Source organism: Lactobacillus amylolyticus DSM 11664, assembly GCF_000178475.1.
In the GTDB taxonomy this organism is placed as follows: domain Bacteria; phylum Bacillota; class Bacilli; order Lactobacillales; family Lactobacillaceae; genus Lactobacillus; species Lactobacillus amylolyticus.
In genome coordinates this window covers 24,491-47,956 of record NZ_ADNY01000066.1, presented here as the reverse complement: position 1 = coordinate 47,956, position 23,466 = coordinate 24,491, and the positions used below count along the sequence as shown (strand labels likewise).

General features: G+C 38.3%; 21 protein-coding genes. 14 read left to right on the top strand and 7 right to left on the bottom strand.

The genetic code is table 11. From position 1 onward, the window contains the following. Positions 1-17: 17 nt before the first annotated feature. Positions 18-479 (bottom strand): hypothetical protein, encoded by a 462-nt coding sequence (locus HMPREF0493_RS07215; protein WP_006352668.1) that lies wholly within the window; start codon positions 477-479, stop codon positions 18-20. A gap of 102 nt (positions 480-581) precedes the next feature. On the opposite strand from HMPREF0493_RS07215, the gene HMPREF0493_RS07210 reads away from it, so the two are divergent. Together HMPREF0493_RS07210 and HMPREF0493_RS07205 are read left to right on the top strand one after the other, a co-directional pair. Further along, complete coding sequence (locus tag HMPREF0493_RS07210) at positions 582-1,454, top strand: hemolysin family protein (protein WP_006352667.1); 873 nt, start codon at positions 582-584, stop codon at positions 1,452-1,454. After that, the gene (locus HMPREF0493_RS07205; protein WP_006352666.1) at positions 1,454-3,025 is read left to right on the top strand and encodes a peptide chain release factor 3; all 1,572 of its coding nucleotides are present in this window, start codon (positions 1,454-1,456) and stop codon (positions 3,023-3,025) included. Before HMPREF0493_RS07210 ends, HMPREF0493_RS07205 begins: the two co-directional genes overlap by 1 nt. Positions 3,026-3,066: 41 nt before the next feature. Here HMPREF0493_RS07205 and HMPREF0493_RS07200 read toward each other — a convergent pair whose 3' ends face one another. Together HMPREF0493_RS07200 and HMPREF0493_RS07195 are read right to left on the bottom strand one after the other, a co-directional pair. Then, a complete protein-coding gene (locus HMPREF0493_RS07200) occupies positions 3,067-3,348 on the bottom strand; it encodes a DUF1827 family protein (protein WP_006352665.1) in 282 nt (93 codons plus the stop codon). 129 nt (positions 3,349-3,477) lie between these two features. Continuing rightward, positions 3,478-5,691 (bottom strand): ATP-dependent Clp protease ATP-binding subunit, encoded by a 2,214-nt coding sequence (locus tag HMPREF0493_RS07195; protein ID WP_040457412.1) that lies wholly within the window; start codon positions 5,689-5,691, stop codon positions 3,478-3,480. Between the two features lie 223 nt (positions 5,692-5,914). Here HMPREF0493_RS07195 and HMPREF0493_RS07190 point away from each other — a divergent pair, with 223 nt between their 5' ends. From HMPREF0493_RS07190 to HMPREF0493_RS07165, 6 genes are all read left to right on the top strand, one after another. Then, on the top strand, positions 5,915-6,097 hold the full coding sequence (locus HMPREF0493_RS07190; protein WP_006352663.1) for a hypothetical protein: 183 nt from the start codon (positions 5,915-5,917) through the stop codon (positions 6,095-6,097). A 113-nt stretch (positions 6,098-6,210) separates the two neighbouring features. Further along, complete coding sequence (locus HMPREF0493_RS07185; RefSeq protein ID WP_040457410.1) at positions 6,211-6,477, top strand: phosphocarrier protein HPr; 267 nt, start codon at positions 6,211-6,213, stop codon at positions 6,475-6,477. Then, positions 6,477-8,210, top strand: coding sequence for a phosphoenolpyruvate--protein phosphotransferase (gene ptsP, locus HMPREF0493_RS07180; RefSeq protein ID WP_006352661.1), 1,734 nt, complete (start codon positions 6,477-6,479; stop codon positions 8,208-8,210). Before HMPREF0493_RS07185 ends, ptsP begins: the two co-directional genes overlap by 1 nt. Before the next feature lie 249 nt (positions 8,211-8,459). Then, on the top strand, positions 8,460-8,858 hold the full coding sequence (gene spxA / locus HMPREF0493_RS07175; RefSeq protein ID WP_040457408.1) for a transcriptional regulator SpxA: 399 nt from the start codon (positions 8,460-8,462) through the stop codon (positions 8,856-8,858). A 99-nt stretch (positions 8,859-8,957) separates the two neighbouring features. Next, a complete protein-coding gene (locus HMPREF0493_RS07170) occupies positions 8,958-9,695 on the top strand; it encodes an adaptor protein MecA (RefSeq protein WP_006352659.1) in 738 nt (245 codons plus the stop codon). Positions 9,696-9,774: 79 nt separating this feature from the next. After that, positions 9,775-10,641 carry a competence protein CoiA family protein gene (locus HMPREF0493_RS07165; protein WP_040457406.1) on the top strand — a complete coding sequence of 289 codons (867 nt, stop codon included), beginning with the start codon at positions 9,775-9,777 and terminating at the stop codon, positions 10,639-10,641. On the opposite strand, the gene HMPREF0493_RS07160 is transcribed toward HMPREF0493_RS07165, so the two are convergent. Both HMPREF0493_RS07160 and HMPREF0493_RS07155 read right to left on the bottom strand, forming a co-directional pair. Then, positions 10,633-11,262, bottom strand: coding sequence for a DsbA family protein (locus HMPREF0493_RS07160; protein ID WP_006352657.1), 630 nt, complete (start codon positions 11,260-11,262; stop codon positions 10,633-10,635). The two genes, HMPREF0493_RS07165 and HMPREF0493_RS07160, sit on opposite strands and share 9 nt — an antisense overlap. A gap of 88 nt (positions 11,263-11,350) precedes the next feature. Then, complete coding sequence (locus tag HMPREF0493_RS07155; protein ID WP_006352656.1) at positions 11,351-11,971, bottom strand: CYTH domain-containing protein; 621 nt, start codon at positions 11,969-11,971, stop codon at positions 11,351-11,353. A 75-nt stretch (positions 11,972-12,046) separates the two neighbouring features. On the opposite strand from HMPREF0493_RS07155, the gene yjbM reads away from it, so the two are divergent. The 5 genes from yjbM to HMPREF0493_RS07130 all read left to right on the top strand — a co-directional run bounded on the left by yjbM (position 12,047) and on the right by HMPREF0493_RS07130 (position 18,679). After that, positions 12,047-12,679 (top strand): GTP diphosphokinase, encoded by a 633-nt coding sequence (yjbM, locus tag HMPREF0493_RS07150; protein WP_006352655.1) that lies wholly within the window; start codon positions 12,047-12,049, stop codon positions 12,677-12,679. Next, entirely contained in the window at positions 12,676-13,473 is a 798-nt protein-coding gene (locus HMPREF0493_RS07145; protein ID WP_006352654.1) for an NAD kinase, read from the top strand. The genes yjbM and HMPREF0493_RS07145 overlap by 4 nt, the downstream gene beginning before the upstream one ends. After that, the gene (locus tag HMPREF0493_RS07140; RefSeq protein ID WP_006352653.1) at positions 13,466-14,350 is read left to right on the top strand and encodes an RluA family pseudouridine synthase; all 885 of its coding nucleotides are present in this window, start codon (positions 13,466-13,468) and stop codon (positions 14,348-14,350) included. The genes HMPREF0493_RS07145 and HMPREF0493_RS07140 overlap by 8 nt, the downstream gene beginning before the upstream one ends. Before the next feature lie 141 nt (positions 14,351-14,491). Next, a complete protein-coding gene (locus HMPREF0493_RS07135) occupies positions 14,492-16,267 on the top strand; it encodes an oleate hydratase (RefSeq protein WP_040457405.1) in 1,776 nt (591 codons plus the stop codon). A 123-nt stretch (positions 16,268-16,390) separates the two neighbouring features. Further along, the gene (locus tag HMPREF0493_RS07130) at positions 16,391-18,679 is read left to right on the top strand and encodes a glycoside hydrolase family 31 protein (protein WP_006352651.1); all 2,289 of its coding nucleotides are present in this window, start codon (positions 16,391-16,393) and stop codon (positions 18,677-18,679) included. A gap of 35 nt (positions 18,680-18,714) precedes the next feature. Here HMPREF0493_RS07130 and HMPREF0493_RS07125 read toward each other — a convergent pair whose 3' ends face one another. Then, on the bottom strand, positions 18,715-19,404 hold the full coding sequence (locus HMPREF0493_RS07125) for a TVP38/TMEM64 family protein (protein WP_006352650.1): 690 nt from the start codon (positions 19,402-19,404) through the stop codon (positions 18,715-18,717). 92 nt (positions 19,405-19,496) lie between these two features. Continuing rightward, complete coding sequence (locus HMPREF0493_RS07120) at positions 19,497-20,528, bottom strand: lactonase family protein (RefSeq protein ID WP_006352649.1); 1,032 nt, start codon at positions 20,526-20,528, stop codon at positions 19,497-19,499. A 148-nt stretch (positions 20,529-20,676) separates the two neighbouring features. On the opposite strand from HMPREF0493_RS07120, the gene HMPREF0493_RS07115 reads away from it, so the two are divergent. Further along, positions 20,677-23,436, top strand: coding sequence for a cation-translocating P-type ATPase (locus HMPREF0493_RS07115; protein ID WP_006352648.1), 2,760 nt, complete (start codon positions 20,677-20,679; stop codon positions 23,434-23,436). Positions 23,437-23,466: the final 30 nt, after the last annotated feature.

Below are 23,466 nucleotides of genomic sequence, written 5' to 3'. Positions count from 1 at the left end.
AGACCTTTTTATTATCTTTAATGTTGTTGCGGATCAATCGATAAATTGTCGTATTCAATGTAGGCTCCTAAGCAGGTGGAGACAAACATTACTAGCAAAACAACGCCAGTAGCATTGCCTACGATATCATCAAGCGTGAGGTAATATCTTACTAATGACATTGCACCAAAGCAGAGAACAAAATCCAAAATGACATTTGCAGTTAGTAAAAAGTAGCGCCGGCGGATACTGAAGAAACGTAAAAGCTGTTTTAACAAACCATCGTTGGTTTGCATTGCTAATAAGTCAACCGGTCTTTGAATCGTGGCTTTAATCCCAAACATAACTAATGAACCGACAAAAGCACCGATCAAACTTCTGAATAAATCGCCTGAGTGCAAAACCAGTGCGTTGTAGCCGATTCCGATGATTGTCAGACTGCAGATATATGGAATTAGCAGCAAAAAGAAGAATACTAATAAAACATGACTTTTCTTCATAATATAAACCTCGCTTCTTAATTGCTATTTTAGCATATTAACGGTTGCGCTATGCTATAATATGATTATTTAAAGACAAGTTTTAAAGAAGGAGAGCAAACTATGAGTAGCGACCCCGCAGCGGAAAATTTATTCGATCGCTTAAAGAGTAAATTTTCTAGTGACAAGGGAGAAAATAATAAAGATCATTTAACCAAAGAAGTAGAGCAGCTGCATGATCATCATCAAATTAATGATACTGAATTTTCAATGCTTGAAGGAATTATGAATTTCCAATCAAAAACAGCTCGTGAAGTGATGGTTCCTCGTCCTGATGCATTTATGGTTGATGCCACGATTCCTTTTAGGGATAACTTGGATGAAATTCTGCGACAGCCGTACTCTCGAATCCCAGTTTATCAACAGGATAAAGATAAGGTTATTGGAATAATTCATATTAGAACGGTGCTGCGTGAAGCAAGAAGAAAAGGCTTTGATCATTTGGATTATCAAGACGTCATGTATGAGCCGTTGTTTGCGCCTGAAACTGCGGAGCTAGGCGAGTTGCTGGTCGAAATGCAGCAAACCCAGCGCCAATTGGCAATTTTGCTGGATGAATATGGCGGGGTAGTGGGCTTAGCCACGATCGAAGACCTAATTGAAGAAATTGTGGGTGACATTGACGATGAAGTTGATCACGCTGAAATTTTGTTTAACAAATTAAGCACTAACAAGTACGTCATTTATGGCAAGATGCCGCTGGATGATTTTAATGAGCAGTTTGATATTAAGCTTGAGATGACTGACGTTGACACTGTAGCAGGCTATTTAATTACTCGTCTAGGAGTCATTCCTGCAAAAGGTGAGAAGCTCAGTATTACATTGGAGAATGGAATGATTTTGACAACTGGGCGCATGAAGGGCTCAAGATTGTTAACGATTTTATTAACTATTCCAGATCAGAGTGAACAAAAGGAAGAAGACAATAAGGATTAATGGATAAAGAGTTAGAAGATAAAGTTAAGAAGAGAAGAACTTTTGCGATTATTTCCCACCCGGATGCCGGTAAAACAACAATTACCGAACAAATGCTGCTCTTTGGTGGTGTAATTAGAAAGGCCGGTACTGTTAAGGCACGTAAGACCGGTAATTATGCTACTAGTGACTGGATGGAAATTGAAAAGAAGCGTGGGATTTCCGTTACTAGTTCAGTAATGCAATTTGAATACCAAGGCAAGCGGATCAATATTTTGGATACGCCAGGACACCAGGACTTCTCTGAAGATACCTACCGGACCTTGATGGCAGTTGATGCTGCCGTTATGGTAATTGACTCAGCTAAGGGTATCGAGCCACAGACTAAAAAACTGTTTAAAGTTGTTAAACAGCGTGGTATTCCAATTTTTACCTTTATGAACAAGCTCGATCGTGATGGCCGACCACCTTTGGATTTGATCGCTGAACTTGAAGATCTGCTTGGCATCGAAGGAGTAGCAATGGACTGGCCAATCGGCTCAGGACAAACACTTAAGGGCCTTTATGATATCGCTAATAACCGAGTAGAGCTGTATCACAAGGACGGTGCCGATCGTTTTATTGCCCTAGATAAAGATGGAAAATTGCCAGATAGCGAACCATTAAGTCAAGATCAGCAATTCCAAGAAACTTTAGATGAAATTGATTTGATTAAGGAAGCTGGCAATAAGTTCGATCGTGAAAAGATTGCATTAGGCGATCAAACGCCAGTCTTCTTCGGCTCAGCTTTAACTAACTTTGGGGTTGAAACTTTCTTAAACAGTTTCGTAAACTTAGCTCCAGCTCCAGAGAGCCATACGGTAAACGAGGATGAAGAATTAGAACCTGATGATCCACAGTTTTCAGGTTTCGTCTTTAAGATACAGGCTAATATGAATCCGCATCACCGCGATCGAATTGCTTTTGTTCGTGTCGGCAGCGGCGAGTTTAAGAAGGGCTTGGATGTAACTTTAGCTAGAACAGGTAAGCCAATTCGCTTAAATAACGCAACTGAATTCATGTCCAGTGAACGAGTACAAGTTAGTGATGCGGTAGCTGGTGATATTGTTGGTTTATATGACACTGGCAATTTCCAGATTGGCGATAGTATTTATTCTGGAAAGCGTAAAATTGTTTATCCACCATTGCCGGAATTTACACCTGAATTATTCATGCGTGTAACTGCCAAAAACGTGATGAAGCAAAAATCTTTCCACAAAGGGATGAATCAACTGGTTCAAGAAGGAACAATTCAGCTTTATCGTAATTATCAGACGGATGAATATATTCTTGGGGCAGTTGGTCAATTGCAATTTGAAGTTTTTAAATTCAGAATGCAAAATGAATATAATTCTGAAGTTGAAATGACAAGTATTGGTCACCGTGTTGCTCGTTGGATTGATCCGGATCAATTGGATCCATCAATGTCTAACATGCGTAATTTGCTAGTTAAGGACCGATATGGCAATCCTTTATTCCTGTTTGAAAATGAATTTGCCGAAAGATTCTTTAAGGATAAATATCCAGATGTTAAACTAACAGAAAAATTATAGGAAAGAAAAAACCTGGAAGCTCAGCTTCCAGGTTTTTGCATTTATTTATCGATATGAATTTCGATAACATGCCGACTGTTGTCTACGGTTAATGTATAACTGACGTTTGGGTCTTCAACTAACCGATTGATCACAAATTCAACTTCTTTTTCAAGGATGCGACGATCGTGGTTTTCCAAAGCAATACCGATTGAATCTTGGCTCTCTGTGTAGATAACCAAAGTATTTCCTAAAGAGTAAACCTTTACATAAATTGCATCAGTAGTATTAAGCTGACTGTGAACTAATTCTGCATAACTGTTGGTTACATCTATTAAACGCATGGATTTCACCCGTTTCTGTTCAAACTTTCATCATCTATAGTATAAACTAATTTTGATACTTTATTTACAAAAATACATGAAAAAAAGGAGAACAATCTGTTCTCCTTTTTTACGCGTTAAAGTGCCTTTTTACTTATCTTCGGCAGCTTGATCTTCATCACTGATAACAATCTTGTTGTCTTTGACATCTGCCAAAAGATTCTTGCTGCTTGGATGATCAAGCTTGAAGTCGGCGACATTGTCCTCGATTTCTTCTTGGATGGTTCTGCGAAGCGGACGAGCACCCATAGCAGGATTGAAGCCATCGTCAACAAGCTTTTCCTTTGCCTTGTCAGTGACATCGATATGCAAGCCTTGATCCTTAACCATGTTGTTGGTGTTGTTGAGCATCAAGTTGACGATTTTAATCAAGTCCTTCTTAGTTAATTTATTAAATTCAATGACATCATCAAGCCGGTTCAAAAACTCTGGCTTGAAGTATTGCGTCATTGCGCTTCTCGCAGAATCTTGATCTTCATCACTGTTTTCAGCAGCAAAACCAACACTGGCATTACTGATTCCTTGACCAGCATTAGAGGTCATGATGATGATTGTATCTTTAAAGGAAACAGTTCTGCCTTGTGAGTCGGTTAAACGACCATCGTCAAGAATTTGCAAGAAGAGGTTCATGACATCAGGATTTGCCTTTTCAACTTCATCAAGCAAAATCAAGCTATATGGATTGTGCCGAACTTGTTCAGTTAATTGACCAGCTTCTTCGTAGCCTACATAACCAGGAGCTGAACCGATCAATTTAGAAACTGAATATTGTTCCATGTATTCGGACATGTCGAAACGAATCATCGCATCTTCAGAACCAAACATTTGCTTAGCAAGTTGTTTGGCAAGTTCAGTCTTCCCAACACCAGTAGGTCCTACGAAGAGGAAGGATCCGATTGGTCTGCCGGACTTGTTGAAACCAATTCTGTTACGACGAATTGCCCGAGCAACTTGATCAACGGCCTCGTCTTGTCCGATAACTTTACTCTTCAAATCACTGGCCAAGTTTTTCAATTGGTTTTCTTCTTGCTTTTGAATATCGCCAACTGGAATGTTAGTCTTTTCCTCAACAATCTTGTCCATGATCTTATCAGTAATGATAGGAGCTTTATCAGGGTCAACCTTTTGATCCTTCATCTTGTCATACTTTTCGATTTGATCGCGGTAGTAGGCAGCCTTTTCATAATCTTCATTCTTTAAAGCTTCTTGCTTTAATTCTTCTGCTACTTTAATTCTTTCCTTCATCTTATCTTGATCAATGTAAGGAATAGTCAAATTCATTCTTGAACCAGCTTCATCAAGAAGGTCAATGGCTTTGTCTGGCAAGAAACGGTCTTGAATGTAGCGAGCAGAAAGCTTGGTAGCTGCTTCAATGGCCTTATCGGTATATTTAACGTGGTGATAATCTTCGTAGCGCTTTTGAATGCCTTTTAAGATTCTGATCGTTTCATCAATTGAAGGCTCTTTAACTTCTACAGGTTGGAAACGACGTGCCAAAGCAGAATCCTTTTCAATTTCACGGTATTCTTTAATCGTAGTTGCACCAACTAATTGTAGCTCGCCACGAGCTAAAGCTGGCTTAATAATGTTGCCGGCATCCATTCCGCCTTCAGCATTACCTGCACCAACGATTTCATGAATTTCATCAATGAAGAGAATAACATCTTTTCTAGATTGCAATTCTTTAATTAATTGTTCCATTCTTTGTTCGAATTGACCACGAAAGCCAGTTCCTTGTACCAATGAAACAACATTTAATGAAATAATTTTCTTATCTTGCAATTTAGCAGGGACGGAACCATCAACAATTTGTTGAGCTAATCCTTCAACAACAGCGGTCTTACCGACACCGGCTTCACCAATTAAAACAGGGTTGTTTTTGGTTCTTCTGTTTAAAATCTCAATAACACGTGAAATTTCTTGATCACGTCCGATTACTGGGTCAATTTTTCCTTTTTTAGCAAGGGCAGTAAGATCAGTACCATATTGATCAAGCAGAGAACGACCACCGTTTCCGCCATTTCCACCGCCCATTTGCATTTCGGGCCCTTGATTATTCATATTATTATTGTTTGCGGCATTTGAGTTATTGCCATTAATGGCATTGAATAGGTCATCAAAGTCGCCAAAGAATCCATTATTATAGTTATTCATATTGATATTACCTAAATTACTTAAATTTCTTTGTTCATTTCTTAATTCTTGATAACAGTGTTGACATAAATCAATTTCACGGCTCTGTCCATTTACCTTTGCATAAAGATGGATGGAGGCTGGCCGCTTGTGACAGTTTTGACAAATCAATAATATTACCGCCTTTCGCTTTAAACATACACAAATTTTAAAATTAGCACTCTTTAAAGTCAAGTGCTAAGCATTGCAATCGAATATTAAAAAAGATAAATATACCTTATTAATGAAGAAAGTGATTTTTACCTGAAAATAGGATTATTGCATTAGTCATTTTGAATGAAGTAGAATAAAAAGGGCGGAAATTATAAACTCAAGATTGAGAGCGGTGATGTAAATGGATTATCAAAAGATTCTTGATCAAATAGTCAGTGGCGAATTGAAAGAATATAAAGTAGAGCCAAAAGATGCTTTCGACTTTCAAGAAGCATTGCGCAACTATGGAAAAAGACAAAATATTACTGGTCGTGCTGAAAGAGGCGGTACAATTATATATACCGCCAACAAGAGCGATGACTAAATAATGTAAGCTATTACATAATTGTTGTGTCAACGGCGAAAAAATGATAACCTATTATGCGGATGGGTATTTATTACCGATTAATTTGTTTAAAATTAAAGGAGATATTCAAAATGGAAAAACGCGATTTTCACATTATTGCAGAAACTGGTATTCACGCACGTCCAGCTACTTTGTTGGTACAAACTGCTTCAAAGTTTGGTTCAGACATTAACTTGGAATACAACGGCAAGTCTGTAAACTTAAAGTCAATCATGGGTGTTATGTCACTTGGTGTTGGTCAAAACGCTGATGTTACTATCACTGCTGAAGGTGACGATGAAAAAGACGCATTAGACGCAATTGCAGATACTATGAAAAAGGAAGGTTTAGCTGAATAATGACCAAGACTTTAAAAGGAATTGCTGCAAGTGACGGTATTGCTGTTGCTCCAGCTTATCTTCTTGTTGAGCCTGATCTTTCATTCACTAAACATTCAATTAATGATGTTGATTCAGAAATAAGTCGTTACAAGAAGGCTGTTTCTGATTCAACTGCTGAAGTGGAAAAAATCCGTGATGTAGCTAAGAAGAGTTTGGGTGAAGAAGGAGCTCAAGTTTTTGAAGCTCACTTAATGATTTTGAATGACCCAGAATTTACTGGTGCTATTGAAACTGAAATTAAGAACTCCAGCATTAATGCTGAAGCTGCATTGGACGAAACTGCTCAAAAATTTATCAAGATTTTTGAGGGCATGACTGATAACCCTTATATGCAAGAACGTGCTGCCGATGTACGTGATGTTTCAAAGCGTATCATGGCACACCTTCTTGGTAAGAAGTTACCAAACCCTGCTTCAATTGATCACGAAGTAATCGTTGTTGCTCATGACTTGACTCCAAGTGATACTGCACAACTTAACAAGAAATACGTTAAGGGCTTTGTTACTGATGTTGGTGGTCGTACCGCTCACTCAGCAATCATGGCTCGTTCATTGGAATTGCCAGCCGTAGTTGGTACTGGTTCAATTACCAAAGATATTAAGGATGGTCAAAACATGATCGTTGATGGCTTAGACGGTGTTGCAATCGTTGAACCAAGCGATGACCAAGTTGCTGAATACAAGCAAAAAGGTGAAGACTTCCTTAAACAAAAGGCTGAATGGGCTAAATTGAAGGATAAACCTTCAGTTACTGCTGATGGTAAGAAATTTACTATTGCAGCCAACATTGGTACTCCAAATGATATGCCTGGCGTTCATGAAAACGGCGCTGAAGCTGTTGGTTTGTACAGAACTGAATTCTTGTACATGGATTCTTCGGACTTCCCGACCGAAGATGACCAATTTGAAGCTTATAAGGCTGTTATCGAAGGTATGAAGGGCAAGCAAGTTATCATCAGAACTATGGATATTGGTGGTGACAAGCACCTTGATTACTGGGATTTGCCACAAGAAATGAACCCATTCTTAGGCGTTCGTGCTATTAGACTTTCACTTAAGAACGAGAACATTTTCCGTACGCAATTAAGAGCTTTGCTTCGTGCATCTGCTTACGGCAAGTTGGGTATTATGTTCCCAATGATTGGTACCTTAGCAGAATTACGTCAAGCTAAAGGTATTTTGAATGAAGAAAAGGACAAATTGATCAAGAAGGGCGTTAAGATCGGAGACGACTTACAAGTTGGTATGATGATCGAAGTTCCTGCTGCTGCTATTTTGGCTGATCAATTTGCTAAAGAAGTTGATTTCTTCTCAATTGGTACTAACGACCTTATCCAATACACTATGGCTGCTGATCGTGGTAACGATAACGTTTCTTACTTGTACCAACCATACAACCCATCAGTATTACGCTTGATTAAGCACACTATTGATAGTGCCCACGAAAATGGTATTTGGTGTGGTATGTGTGGTGAAGCTGCTGGTGATAACACCATGTTCCCAATTTTGCTTTCAATGGGACTTGATGAATATTCAATGAGTGCAACTTCAATCTTGAGAATCAGAAGCTTAATGAAAAAGTTAAGTACTGCTGATCTTAAGGAATTAGCTAACCAAGCATGTTATGTTTCAGAAACTGCTGAAGATAACGAAAAGTTGGTTAATGACTTTATGGCAAAGCTTAACAAATAAAAAAGCGAAAAGCATTCGAGTATAAAACTCGAATGCTTTTTTAAGCCTTTTTAAGCCTTTTTTAAGCTGCTCTTATATAAAAATTCACACTTTCTTCACGAAATCCAGGTATTCTTAGAACATACAATTGATTAAACATAATTTGTTAAAAATAAATTAATTGTGACTTACAAAAAGAAAGTAAATGTGTTATACTTAATAAAACACGAAAAAGCGTATACGATTATTTGTTCTGAGGAGCGTGAAAAAATGGTAGATTTATATGTATCTCCTAGCTGTACTTCATGTCGTAAAGCAAAGGCTTGGCTTGAGAAGCACAACATTCCATACAAGGAAAGAAATATTTTTTCTGAACCATTAACCAAACGTGAGCTTCTTCAAATCTTGCGCATGACTGAAAATGGAACTGAAGAAATTATTTCGACTCGCTCAAGAGCCTTTCAACAATTGAAAATTAATCTGGATGATTTATCTATTGATAAGTTGCTTGACTTGGTAGAAAAGAATCCAAGTTTATTAAGAAGACCAATTATTATGGATGATCGTCGACTTCAAGTTGGTTACAATGAAGATGAAATTCGTCGTTTCTTGCCTCGTAAGGTTCGTCGTTTAGAACTAGCTGAAGCCCAAAAAATTGCTGATTTATAATTTTTAAGCGCTAGTTTTGATTAACTAACGCTTTTGTTTTATTTAAAAAATATTGTAGTATAGTACTATATAACTAACGAAAAACCGGAGGTGAATTAAATGCAAGTTGAACATATTGATGAAAATACAATTCGTGTTCGAATTGATAAGGAAGAACTTGCCGCACGCGGTTTAAAAGTTTTAGATTTGCTAGGCAATAAAGAAATAATTCAGCATTTCTTCTATTCAATTTTGTCAGAAGTTGATACCGATCACACTTTTGCTAAAGATACGCCTGTTTCTTTTCAAATAATGCCTAATAATAGTGGATTAGATTTGTTAATCAGCAAAGTCAAAAACGCAAATAACAACAATTTGCAAAAAATGCTCGGGGACAATAATCTGCAACCTGAAACAAGTGAAAATCATGATGAGCTTAGAAGAAGCTTCTTTGATTTAAATCCTGATGATGATGCGAAAACAGAAGTTGATCCCGTAAGCGTTGAAAATGACAGTTTTGTCTCACCACAGGCCAAAAACGCCTACTGGAAGTTTCAAAGCAGTCATTGCTACCAATTCAAGGATTTAGGCGAAGCCGTTGAATTGGCTGACAGTTTACATGCCAGTGATCTGGCTTCAAGCCTTTATTTCTTCAAAGGATCTTATTTCATCAAATTATTATTTTTAAATGAAGATTATACTGAATTAAATCCAGCAGATGCTTGGGCAATTGCGAATGAATATGGCATTAAAATCACTGATGATCAAATGAAAATGGTGCAGGATGAAGGCAAATGCATTATTGAACGAGATGCGTTAGGCAATTTGCGTCATTATTTTAAACAACAAAGTCGTTAAAAATTAAGAATTATTAAAGAAGAAAAAGAGCAGAAAAATTCTGGCTCTTTTTTTCGTATTTAATAAATGGGTGATTAATTTGTATGCAGCATTGCTGAATGAAAAACTTGTTTTAGCCATAGAAGAGGAGGGGCTGGTTCGTCTGAAAATAAAAAAATTAAATAGTGACGAATATCGTTGTCCGCATTGTCAAAAAAGGGTGATACTGATTGTCTCCCAATCGAAGGCGGCATTTTTTAAACATTGGATTCACTATCAGGACGGGCAAGGTGAAAAAGAAGAGCATCATAATTCAAAAATGCTGTTAAAAGCAGCCTTTACAGCAGCAGGCTTTCCTGCGCAAACAGAAATTCCGCTCGCTGATGGGCAGCTTAGAGCTGATGTGCTTGTGTCAAGCAAAATCGCACTTGAAGTTCAGTGTGCGCCTCTGTCTGATGCCGAATTTAACAAGCGGCATCGGCTATATCAAAAAATTAATGTACTGGATTTGTGGATTGTTGGCAGCCGACATTATTTGAAGCAGCGAATAAAAAAGACGCAATTGATCTTTTTCCGTGAAAGTCAACGCTGGGGTTGCTACTATTTGGAAGTTGACCCGCAGAAAAATCAATTGTGCCTGAAATATAATATCTGGCAAGAACCAGTTACTAGGAAACTTCGTTATCAACAAGCTAGATTTAGTTTAGATGAATTTGGCGTCAAAAAATTTTGGCATTTTAAACCTGTTTTTAAAAAATTTACTGTTAATTCTCAAAAACAGGAGGAATATTTGAGACAGCAGATGCGTACCAAAACTGAATTTGGCTTAAGAATTGCGGCCCAGTTATATGATCATCATTTTACTCTAGAAGACTTGCCAGCAAAGATTTTTCAAAAATGGCGCAAACCAGGACAGATTGATGCTGTCAGTTTTTATCTACAAAAAAAGCCAACCGCGCTAGATTAAACGCAAATGGTTGGCTGAAAATAATTCTGTAAATGAATTTTTGGGTTGAATATAAGGCTGAGGTCTGAAGATATTAGCTAATTGATCTTCGTTAATTAATCCTTCTAATAAGATTCCGCTTTCTGAAGCATCATTTTCATTAAAAATGACCGTTGTCGGGGTTTTCTTAATATTCCATTGAGCTGCCAAATTACGATCTTGTATAATTGAATCCTTGACGTAGTCACTAGAACGCAATTGATTGATCTTTTCAACATTTAAATTTAGCTTTTGAATTACTTTTTCTGACAATTCAAGCGGACAAAAAGCTACTTCTTCATTCAACTTCTGCTGCAATTCCCGCAGAAAACGACGAGCTTTCTTATTGCCATATGCGATTTTGATTGCATGATATTCCTCTAATGCACGGTTGGTAGCCACAGTGCAATAAGAAAAACTGCCAAGTTTTTGTGCCATCATACGACGGCGAATCATATCGTCCTGAATGACATTCACATTTGCAAGTGGAATGAAGTGGCAGCAGGCATCTATTTCTAAATTATCAATTACTTTTTTGACTTTATTCTCAATATCGTAACAATACAAGCCAATTGGATTTATGAAGAGAAAAATCTCAAACATAGCTTTAACCCCTCTTGCTAAAATTCTCAGTATTTACTTTAACAAGAAATAAAAACTCATACAAAAAATACGCCTTATTTTCTATATGTTATTTTCGGTGAGCGGTTGCACGCGCAATTTTATTTTGATTGGTACTGGCTGCTGTTTGTTTAAAGTGATATTTTCTTTCCAACTTTTCTTGGACTTTTTTGATTAAAGCAGGATTAGTATTTTCAATCTCTAATTCATAGTCACAAAAGCTATCTGGATAACTGGTAGAATCAAGCGTTAATTCACAATTTTGTGGACCATTTGCTAAAATACGCCGCGTTTTGCTCCAGGTAAATAAGACTAATTTGCTGCTTTCTTTGGCAAAATGCTCTTGAAGATAGATGCCAACATTGCCGGCAAAAGTAAACATTTGCCCATCTTTAGCTTGCTGTACCATCTTTTTTGCTTTTTGAACAGACAAATCATCGTTAATTTCAATTACTTCATGAAAGTCTGTTTGAACAGGACGAGGATCAGGCACTTTCATTGTCTGTTCGGCGTGATCGCTAAATATGCGAATTCTGAGACCGATGTTGTGCGTTTTTAATAACCAATCAGGGGTGTCAAAATAATAGTTTTCCTGTTTAAAATCAGCTTTGTGGTCGAAATTTTTAACTAAATCATCGTAGACTTCACGTTTTAAAATGGTTTTTGCTTCGATTTCACGATTTTTACTCAAATAAGTTCACTCCAATCTCTCTTATACGATTATATGTTAAAATTTAGATGTTTGTTGTAAGAAAGGAAATTTTTCATGGACATAGATTGGGATAACTTCTTATGGCCTTATGATGAGGCAGTACGTGAATTAAAAGTTAAGTTTCGTTCCTTAAGACAAAGTTTTTTAACCAAGGGAGAACATTCACCAATTGAATTTGTAATTGGAAGAGTAAAAACGATCGATTCAATTAAAGAAAAGATGACCCGCCGAGTTATCAGTCCCGAAGTAATTGAAACCGATATGCAGGACATTGCAGGCATCAGAATCGTAACGCAATTCGTGGATGATATTTATAATGTTGTCGATTTGATTCATGCTCGTGATGATATGGAAGTTGTTGAAGAACGCGATTATATTCAAAATGCGAAGCCGTCTGGCTACCGTTCATATCATATGGTCATTTCATATACTGTTTACTTGCCTGAAGGTCCAAAAAAACTGATTGCCGAAATTCAGATCAGAACTTTGGCAATGAACTTTTGGGCTACGGTCGAGCATACGCTTAACTACAAATATCAGGGCGAATATCCGGATGACGTTTCAGAGCGACTAAAGTCAACAGCAGAAGCTGCTTACAAACTTGATCAGGAAATGTCTTCGATTAAGGATGAAGTACAAGAAGCACAGAAGATTTTTACGAAAAATAAAGGCAAGGAAAAATCATGAAAGTAGCGATTGCCCACAATAATAATCCGGAAACTTTAAAGGTTGTAGCTCATTTAAAAGAAAAACTAAAAGATCGCAATTTGATATATGACGCTAAATATCCAGATATTGTTATCACTGTCGGCGGTGATGGAACGCTGATCAATGCTTTTAACCGTTATGCTAATCAAGTTGATTCGATTCGTTTTATCGGTGTGCATACTGGGCACCTGGGCTTTTATACCGACTGGCGCAATTATGACGTGGATAAAATGGTAGAAGCTTTGACTTTGCAAAAGGCAGAAGCTGCCAAGTATCCCTTGCTTGATATTGAAATGATCACCGAGGCTGGTGAAAAGAGCCACTATTTGGCCTTGAATGAATCGGCGATTAAACGAGTTTCTCATACTTTGGAAGCTGATATTTACATCGATGATCAGCCTTTTGAAAATTTCCGTGGCGACGGTCTCTGTGTTTCAACGCCCACTGGGTCGACGGCTTATAGCAAATCATTGGGTGGAGCGGTTATTCACCCTGAATTAAAAGCTTTGCAGATGACGGAAATTGCTTCGATCAACAATCGAGTCTTCAGAACTTTGTCGTCACCAATCGTTATTGCACCCAGGCAGTGGATTACGATTATTCCTAATACAGACCATTTTGTTATGACAATTGATGGTGAGTGCAAGGCTGTTCGCAATGCCAAAAAGATCGTTTACCGCATTTCCAAACACTCAATTCAGTTTGATCGTTTTGGTCACCACCATTTTTGGTCGAGAGTTAAAACAGCCTTTATCAGTGATAACAATGACTAGTTTTAAATTATTCGTTCAAGAAAAAGACCCTAAAAAGCTGGGTTCTTTTTTGCTTAAAAACGGCTTTTCTCATCAGGCTTTGATTAAAGCGCGACATCATGGCGGATTAGTGCTGGTTAATCATAAACGACGCTACAATAGTTTTCATCTAAGGGCAGGGGATGAAGTGATTTTTATTCCTGGTCATGAAAAAGAAAATCATTGGCTGAGGCCTTCCGAGGAGCCAATAAAAATCGTCAAAGAGACTCCAAATTACCTGATTGTGAACAAAGAAGCTGGGGTTTTATCGATTCCATCGCGCTATGAAGACTCCGATGCTTTGGTTAATCGTGCAATGTGTTATTTTGAAAAACAAAATGAAGCAGGTCTAAAGCCACATGTCGTTACTCGCTTAGATAGAGATACCTCTGGTTTGGTTTTAATTGGTAAAAATTCGGTGGCACATGCGCGTTTTAGCAAGATGGATAAAGAAAATTTTGTCAAAAAATATCATGCTATCGTTGCCGGCAATTTTTCTTCAAATGAATTAAAAGGATTGATTGATCAACCGATTGGTAAAGAAGGCAGCGGGGTCAAGAGACAAGTAATGTCAACCGGACAAAAAGCACAAACTGAGTATCAGGTTTTAGCACAAAAAAATAATGCTAGTTTAGTTGAGCTTCGTTTGTTGACTGGACGAACGCACCAAATTCGGGTTCATATGGCTTATATCGGTCATCCTTTGCTAGGTGATAAATTATACGGTGGCAGCAATATTTTTTTTAGACAGGCGTTAAATTGCTTTTATTTGGCTTTTACAGATCCCTTTGATCAAGAACAAGTAGAGGAAAAAATCTCTGATCCTGCAGATATGCAGAAGTTATGGAACAGTCTTTAAAGGACTGCTTTTTATTATGTCTGTGTTATCCAATTATTTAATTTCCTTAATAATTTTGCAAAATCATTGCCATTTAAAACCGCTTTTAATACAATAAAGGATGAGATCTTGAACTATTCTAATACAGAAAAGAGGACAAACATGTATTATTCTAATGGTAATTATGAGGCCTTTGCTGACGCACAAAAACCAGCAGGCGTTGATAACAAATCTGCTTATGTTATCGGTAGCGGCTTAGCTGGCCTTGCTGCCGCCGTCTTCTTGATTCGTGATGCTAAGATGAAGGGCGAAAAGATTCATATTTTAGAGGAATTGCCAGTTGCCGGTGGTTCACTTGATGGTACGGAGCGTCCTAATGCCGGCTTTGTTGTTCGTGGCGGACGTGAAATGGAAAACCACTTTGAATGCTTATGGGATATGTATCGTTCAATTCCTAGTTTGGAAATTCCTGGTGCTTCTTATTTGGACGAATACTACTGGCTCGATAAGAAGGATCCAAACTCTTCTAACTGCCGGTTAATTCATAAGCGCGGCGAGCGTTTGCCAAGTGATGGTCAATATGGATTGGGCAAATGTGCTAATGAAATCGTGAAATTGATTATGACGCCAGAAAGTGAAATTGAAGGTGAAACTATCGAAGATTACTTCTCTGATGACTTCTTCAAGACTAATTTCTGGGCATACTGGTCAACGATGTTTGCCTTTGAAAAATGGCACTCATTAGCTGAAATGCGCCGTTACGCAATGCGCTTTATTCACCATACTGATGGTTTGCCAAACTTTACCGCTTTGAAGTTCAACAAATACAACCAGTATGAATCAATGGTTAAACCTGTTTTAGCTTACCTTAAAGAACATAAAGTTGATATTCAATATGATGTGCATGTTCAAAATATTTTAGTTGATCATGAAGGTGATAAAAAGATTGCCAAGAAGATCGTAATGACCAAAGATGGTAAACAAAGCGTTATTGATTTAACCCAAGATGATCTTGTCTTCGTAACTAATGGTTCAATTACCGAATCATCAACTTATGGTGATCAAAACACGCCAGCTCCAATTAGTCACGCAAAAGGCGGTTCATGGAAATTATGGGAAAACTTGGCAGCACAGGATCCTGCTTTTGGCCATCCTGATGTCTTCTGTGAAAACATTCCAGAACGCAGCTGGTTTGTTTCTGCAACTACAACAATGAAGACTAAGAAGCTTGCCCCATATTTTGAAAGACTAACCAAGCGTAGCCTTTACGACGGTCGTGTTAACACCGGTGGTATTATTACCGTTACTGATTCAAACTGGGGCTTAAGCTTTACCATTCACCGTCAACCACACTTTAAGAGCCAAAAACCAAATGAAATTGTAATTTGGATCTATGCTTTGTACTCTGATACTGAAGGCAATTACATTAAGAAGAGGGTCACTGAATGTACTGGTAAGGAAATTTGTGAAGAGTTGCTTTACCACTTAGGCGTACCTGAAAACGAAATTGAACAGGATGCAAGTGAAGAAAACATGAACACTGTTCCTGTTTACATGCCATATATTACTAGTTACTTCATGCCTCGTCATGACGGTGACCGTCCAGCAGTTGTTCCTGAAGGTTCTGTCAACTTAGCCTTTATCGGCAACTTTGCTGAAAGTCCAACAAGAGATACGGTCTTCACAACTGAATATTCAGTCAGAACTGCGATGGAGGCAGTTTACACAATGCTGAATGTTGATCGTGGCGTGCCTGAAGTTTATGATTCAATTTATGATTTGCGTCAGCTTCTTAGAGCAATGTACTACATGTCAGATAAGAAGAAACTGCTTGATCAAGAAATGCCATTGCCAGAAAAGCTTGCTTTAAAGACAGGGATGAAGAAGATTAAAAAGACATGGGTTGCTCAATTGCTGAAAGAAGCCAACCTGATTTAAAGAATAGGCAATTATTGAAAAACAATTTGGATTTTTCCAAATTGCTTTTTTGTTCGCCTAGAAATTTGTACTGACATGTTTTACCATAGTGATTGTAATAAAACGATTTCAAGGATAAATAAAATGGATTTTAAACAAAATGAGCAAACTTTTACTTTTAGCAATGATCAGCGCAAAATCGTGTTGACCGTTTTAACGCCGGAAATCATTCGAGTTTTTGAAGATCACGGCGAAAGCGGTGACTCATTTGCAATTGAAGGTAATAAACAAATTCAAACCAGTGTCAATGTCACTCAAAATAATGATCAGATTGAATTAAAAACTGCTTCATTAACATTGACCGTTAATTCTGATTTACGGTTAAACGTTTATGACAATCATCAGCATCCGCTTGTACTGGATTATGCTGGGAAACGAACACCCCTTGATCGCAGCGTTAACCCTGAACAGGAAAAGCTGGCTGCTTCAGAAGGACATGATGTTTTAACCAATGAAGCTGATAATAGAGTTTTAGTTATTAAGAAATTAGCCAGTGACGAACAATTTTATGGTTTAGGCGATAAAACCGGTTATCTTGATAAACGCGGTTATGAATATGACAACTGGAACAGCGATGTTCCTGAACCGCATGTTGAGAGCATGAAGGCTTTGTATAAGTCAATTCCATTTTTAATTGGGGTTAAGCAAGGACATCCATACGGCCTCTTCTTTGACAATACTTATAAAAGCCACTTTGATTTAGGCAAAGAAAGTCAAGACTATTACTATTATTCAGCATCTAATGGTAATTTGGACTACTACATTATCGGAGGCAAAACTTTAAAAGAGGTCATCACCAACTACACTTATTTAACTGGTCGCGTTCCATTGCCACAAAAGTGGATGCTGGGTTATCAACAATCACGTTGGGGCTATTCAGTCAGTCAAAAAGATGTTGCAAAAATTGCCGAAAAATTGCGGGCTAATGACTTGCCTTGTGATGTCATCCACTTTGACATTGATTATATGGATGGCTTTAGAGTCTTCACTTGGCGTAAAGATAGCTATGATGATCCTAAAAAGTTTATTGCAGATCTGCGTAAAAAAGGCTTTAGAGTAATGACGATTATTGATCCCGGCGTTAAGGTAGACGAAAATTACTGGGTATATCAAGAAGGCGTCAAGAACGGTTATTTTGCCAAGAGTCCAGATGGTACGATCTATGTCAACAAGGTTTGGCCAGGGGATGCAGTCTTTCCAGATTTTGCACGCAAAGAAGTACGCGACTGGTGGGGTAAGAATATTAAATACCTGGTTGATCTCGGCGCTTGCGGCATCTGGGATGACATGAATGAACCTGCATCATTTAACGGTCCGCTTCCAAATGATGTTGTCTTTTCAGATGGCAAAAAGGAATCAACCCATGCAAAGATTCACAATGTTTATGGTCATTGCATGGCAAAAGCAACTTATGAAGGCTTAAAGAAGGATACGGGCAAACGCCCATACGTAATTACTCGTGCTTGTTATGCCGGAACACAAAAGTATTCCACTATTTGGACCGGTGATAATCAAAGCTTATGGCCTCACTTGCAAATGATGATTCCACAACTCTGCAATTTAGGTATGAGCGGCTTCAGTTTTGCTGGTACCGATATCGGCGGATTCGGTGCTGATTGTACTGCTGAGCTTTTGACTCGTTGGATTGAAGCAGCTGTCTTTAGCCCACTGTTTAGAAACCATGCAGCAGCTGGAACACGAGCACAGGAACCTTGGACATTTGGCGAACCAACTCTTTCAATTTATCGCAAGTATTTGAAATTGCGGTATCATTTGATTTCTTACCTTTATGATCGCTTCTATTATGAAAGCAAAACAGGCTTGCCAGTAATGCGGCCACTTGTTTTGAACTATCCTGCCGATCGCAAGGTGCAAAAGATGAACGATGAATACATGGTCGGAACTGATTTGTTGGTAGCACCAATTGTTATGGAAGGTCAAACCAGCCGTCAAGTTTACTTGCCAGAAGGTGAATGGCTCGACTTCTGGACTGGCGCAGAATATTGCGGCAAGACTACCATATTGGCAGATGCTCCTCTTGATAAATTGCCATTATTCATTAAGAAGAATACGATTTTGCCATGGGATCAAAGCCGGGATCATGTTGCAGTTGAAAGCAATGCTTTAATGACTTTCAGATTATTTGGCGATCGCGGAGATTATGTTCATTATCAAGATAATGGGACAGACTTTGAATATGAAAATGGTCAATGCAATTTGTACGAAGTAAGAATGGGTGCGGATCATTCCGAAATTAGATTAAGTCATTTCGGTTATGAAAAGCCTTATGCGCAAATTAATTTGGAATATGAGGATAAAAAAGAAGTCTACTTCTTTGATCCTGAAAGCGAAAGCTATCAGTTAAAGAAATAGACAAGCAAAATCAAAGAAAAAGCTTAGTCAAAAGACTAAGCTTTTTTTGTGTACTTTTTAATTTGGCGCATTACTAATAAAAGTAAAAGTGCAATAGCAGCGATGATGATAAAGCCAACGACTGCCTTGATAATTCTTTGCTCATCTAAGTGCAGGATGGAGTCGCCACCATAAGCGTATATATAGGCCATTGGAATTGAACCGAGAGAAATAGGAATAATTCGCTCTTTAAAATCTTTATTAATCAGCGCATTAGCATAAGTAATGGTTGCACGGGGGATAAATGGGATCATATAACCAATGGTTAAACTTATTTGGGGATAAGTCTGGTTCATCATCAATTTGTATAACTTGCTGTTTTCAAGCTTTTTTGGATTATACAAACGCTGCAAAAGAAACAGTAAGACAATTTGTCCCAAGATGTCACTGATCCAATTGATGATAAAACCTGTCGCCGGTCCATATAAAATACCGTTCAAGACACAGAAGATACCATTTGATAGACCAGGAATTGCTACACACAAAGCATTGAGGATGAATAAGAAAATCAAATCTTCCCAGCCATGACTGCGAACAATCTTAATTAACAATTCTTCATTGTGGCTGTCAAAATGAAGGAGTAATTTGATTTCTGGCAAATAACTCAAGTATAAGTGATATAGAACAAGGAGGCCAAGTAAGCCGCCCAGAATAAATAGCATTATTCTAAAGGTTTTTCTTTTCATTTTGACCTCCCTTTTGTTTCCTGTATTCTATTTTACCTTAAGAAAAAAGCTATGACCAACTGTCATAGCTTTTTTTCACAATATTTATATTGTTACTCTTCAAATTCGACTCTGGTTCCTTCAGGAACTTTGATGTCTTTTTGAATAGTGGTCAATGCACCTGTCTCAGCATTGCGCAAATAAAGGGTGGCATTGTCAGTATTTTGATTGGCAACAACAACATATTTTTCACTTTCGTCCCAGTTGAAATCGCGTGGGAAGGAACCTTCAACTGAAATACGTTGGACCAGTTTTAAGGTGTCATCATCGTTAACGGCGAAAACAGCGATTGAGTCATTTCCACGGTTGGAGACGTAAATGAATTTGCCGTCTTTGGAAATTCTGATTGCTGCAGCTCCGTTATGTTCGGTCCAGTCGGCTGGAATAGTTGAATAAGTAGCAATTTCTTCAAACTTCCAGTCATCTTCATTAAATTTGACCGCCGTAATTTTGCTTGATAATTCACCGGCTACGTAGAAGCAATCGCCTTTTTTATTAAAGACAATGTGACGATCGCCAAAACCTGCTTCACTCTTAAAGGTTGCCAAGTGTTCCAATTTGTTTTGCTTATTTAGATGATAAAACTCAACAGTATCGTTTCCTAAGTCGCAGCAAACTAAATTACCTGCAGGTGTTTCATCAAAGAAGTGGGGGTGAGCGCTGTCTTGTTCAGGACGAGGTCCTAAAGTCCGAGCTTCATGTTTGTCTTTATCAAGTAAAGTCAATTCACCGTTTTCATCATACTTGAAGACGGAAATAATGCCGGTATGGTAGTTAGCTGTGTAAAGCAGATGCTTATCGCGGTTAATTCCCACGTATGCTGGAGAAGAGCCAGGGGTTAAATAAGTGTCGACTTCATGGTATTGTCCATCTTCAAGTTTAAAGACGCTGATACCACCTTCATCATTATTTGGTTTATTGATGGTAAAAATTAAAGCACCGTCTTTTTGAAAATAAGTAGGGTCACTGACTTGGATAATGTTTTCAGCTTCGCCAAGACGAGCCGTTTGATCAGTGCCGGCAAAAGGCAATTCATAAATACCTTTAGAACTTTTTTTTGTATAACCGCCAATCAGAACTTTCATAGAATATCTCCGTATAAAATTAGTCTCAAGTAGTATTTTATACCTAAGTTTTTAAATAGGATTAAAATATTAACTGAATTGTAAAAGAATTTAAAGTGTGCTACATTAACTACAAAAGGACGATAGGAAAAATAAAGAGGAAATTAAGATGGATGAAAAGAAAATTCGAGCCCTGTATGCTCAGAATGATATTTCAGAAGTTTTTGCCAATCTTAAATCTTCAGCAAATGGCTTAAGTGAAGCAGAAGCTGAAAAAAGATTGCAAAAGTATGGCCCAAATGAAATTAAAAAAGCAGAAGCCGAATCAATGTGGAAGAACTTTTTTAAAAACTTTACCAGCATGATGGCGATTTTGCTTTGGATTTCAGGCGTCATTGCGATTTTTTCAGGAACGCTAGAACTAGGAATTGCGATTTGGCTTGTTAACATCATTAACGGTTTATTCAGCTTTTGGCAAGAGCGGGCAGCTAAGAGAGCAACAGATGCTTTGAATAGCATGCTGCCTACCTATGTCCAAGTAATTAGAGATGGCAAGAAAAAGCAAATTGATAGCAAACAGCTGGTTCCAGGCGATGTGTTTGTTTTACAGGCAGGCAATAGAGTTCCAGCTGATGCCAGAATTATTACAGCTACTTCAATGCAGGTAGATCAAAGTGCGCTAAACGGCGAATCCGTACCTGAATCAAAGACTACAAAATATCAACCTGGTGAAGGCAGCTATGCGGAAAGCAATTTGATTTATTCTGGTACTACCGTGGTCGGAGGAAATGGACGTGCAATTGCGTTTGCCACAGGGATGCAAACAGAATTTGGCCGAATTGCCCAGTTGACCCAAAAAGAAGAAAAGACTGAAAGTCCATTGACCAATGAACTTAGTCGCTTGACTAAGCAAATTTCAATCATCGCGGTTACAATTGGGGTTATTTTCTTGATTGCAGCTATTTTCGTTGTAAAATATCCTTTTGCCAAAGCCTTCATTTTTGGTTTAGGGATGATTGTCGCCTTTATTCCTGAAGGACTTTTGCCAACGGTGACTTTGAGTTTGGCTCAAGGTGTACGGCGAATGGCTAAAAAGCATGCTTTGGTTAAAGAGCTTAACTCTGTTGAAACTCTAGGTGAAACTACGGTTATTTGTTCTGATAAAACAGGAACATTAACGCAAAACCAGATGACGATCCATTATATTTGGACACCAGCCAATGAATATCATGTCACTGGTAATGGCTATGTTAACAATGGTCAAATTGAATTAAATAATAAGCAGCTTTGGTACGATGAAAACCCAGATTTGCACAAGTTGGTGCAAATTGCTGCTTTGGATAATGATACTAGCGTTGAACCAAGCAAGAAAAAGGGCGGCAGGCCTAAGATTTTAGGAACGCCGACAGAAGCTTCATTAATCATCATGGCTGAAAAGGCCGGTTTTGATAAGCAACGGGTTTTAGTAAAATATCCTCGCTTAAAGGAATTGCCTTTTGATTCGGATCGTAAACGGATGTCCACGATCAATCGCTGGAACGATACACAGGCGATTGTTCTTACCAAAGGGTCATTCAGCGATACGATTGGTCGATGTGATCAAATTCAAGTTAATGGACAAGTCAGAGCGATGACTGATGATGATCGTCTTCGCGTTAAAAAGGTGAATGCCGATTATGCTGCTCGCGGCTTAAGAAGCATGGCACTTGCTTATCGAATTATTCCTAAGAATGAACAAATAAATAATTTGACTGTTGATGATGCTGAAAATCATTTGATTTTCGTTGGATTGGTTTCGATGAGCGATCCACCACGGCCTGAAGTTTATAACGCCGTCAAAAAATGTCACCAAGCAAAAATCAGAATTATCATGGTTACCGGTGACTCAAAATTAACCGCTAAGTCTGTTGCTGTTCAAATTGGCTTAACTTCAGATAAAGCCAGGGTGATTTCCGGCAATGAACTTGATCAGATGAGTGATGAAGAGCTCCGTAAGGCACTGAAAGAGGAAGTTATTTTTGCCCGGGTTGCTCCTGAACAAAAATATCGTATCGTTAAAAACTGTCAGGCAAATGGCGAAATTGTTGCCGCAACTGGTGATGGCGTCAATGATGCCCCTGCCTTAAAGCAAGCTGATATTGGTATTGCGATGGGCTTAAGCGGAACGGATGTTGCTAAAGATACTGCCAATATGATTTTGACTGACGATAACTTTGCTTCAATTGTGGCTGCGATTGAGGAAGGTCGTGCAGCGTACAGCAATATCCGCAAGTTTTTGACTTATATTTTGACTGCCAATGTACCAGAAGCTTTTCCACCTATTCTCTTCCTGTTTTCAGGTGGACTTATCCCATTGCCAATGACGGTCATGCAGATTTTGACCGTTGACTTGGGGACTGATATTCTGCCAGCTTTGGGTTTAGGTGCTGAAGCAGCTGATCCAGATGTTATGAATCAACCGCCAAGAAAGCGCAGCGATCACTTATTGAACAAGCAGGTTATTTTACGTGCCTTTGTTTGGTATGGCTTGCTAGAAAGCATCATTTCAACCGGAGCTTATTTCTTTGTCAACCACCAAAATGGTTGGCCAATTCAAGCATTGGCTGCGAGTGGTCCCGTTTATATGAGAGCAACGACGATGTTTTTGGGAGCAATTGTCTTTGCTCAGATTGCCAACGTTCTGAATTGCCGGACAAATAAGATTTCGATCTTCAAGAAAGGCCTGTTTAGCAATAAGAATATTTGGTTCGGAATTATTTTTGAAATTTTGCTATTCTTATTCTTAACTGTGACACCAGGAATTCAGCAATTGTTCCACACGACAATTTTAAATGCTAGCGACTGGATTTTCTTGTTCTTATTGCCAATACCACTAGTCTTAATTGATGAGGCTAGAAAATGGCTGATGTTTCATCGGAAAAATAATTAAAAATGTGAACCGCTTAAGTCCTTAAGCGGT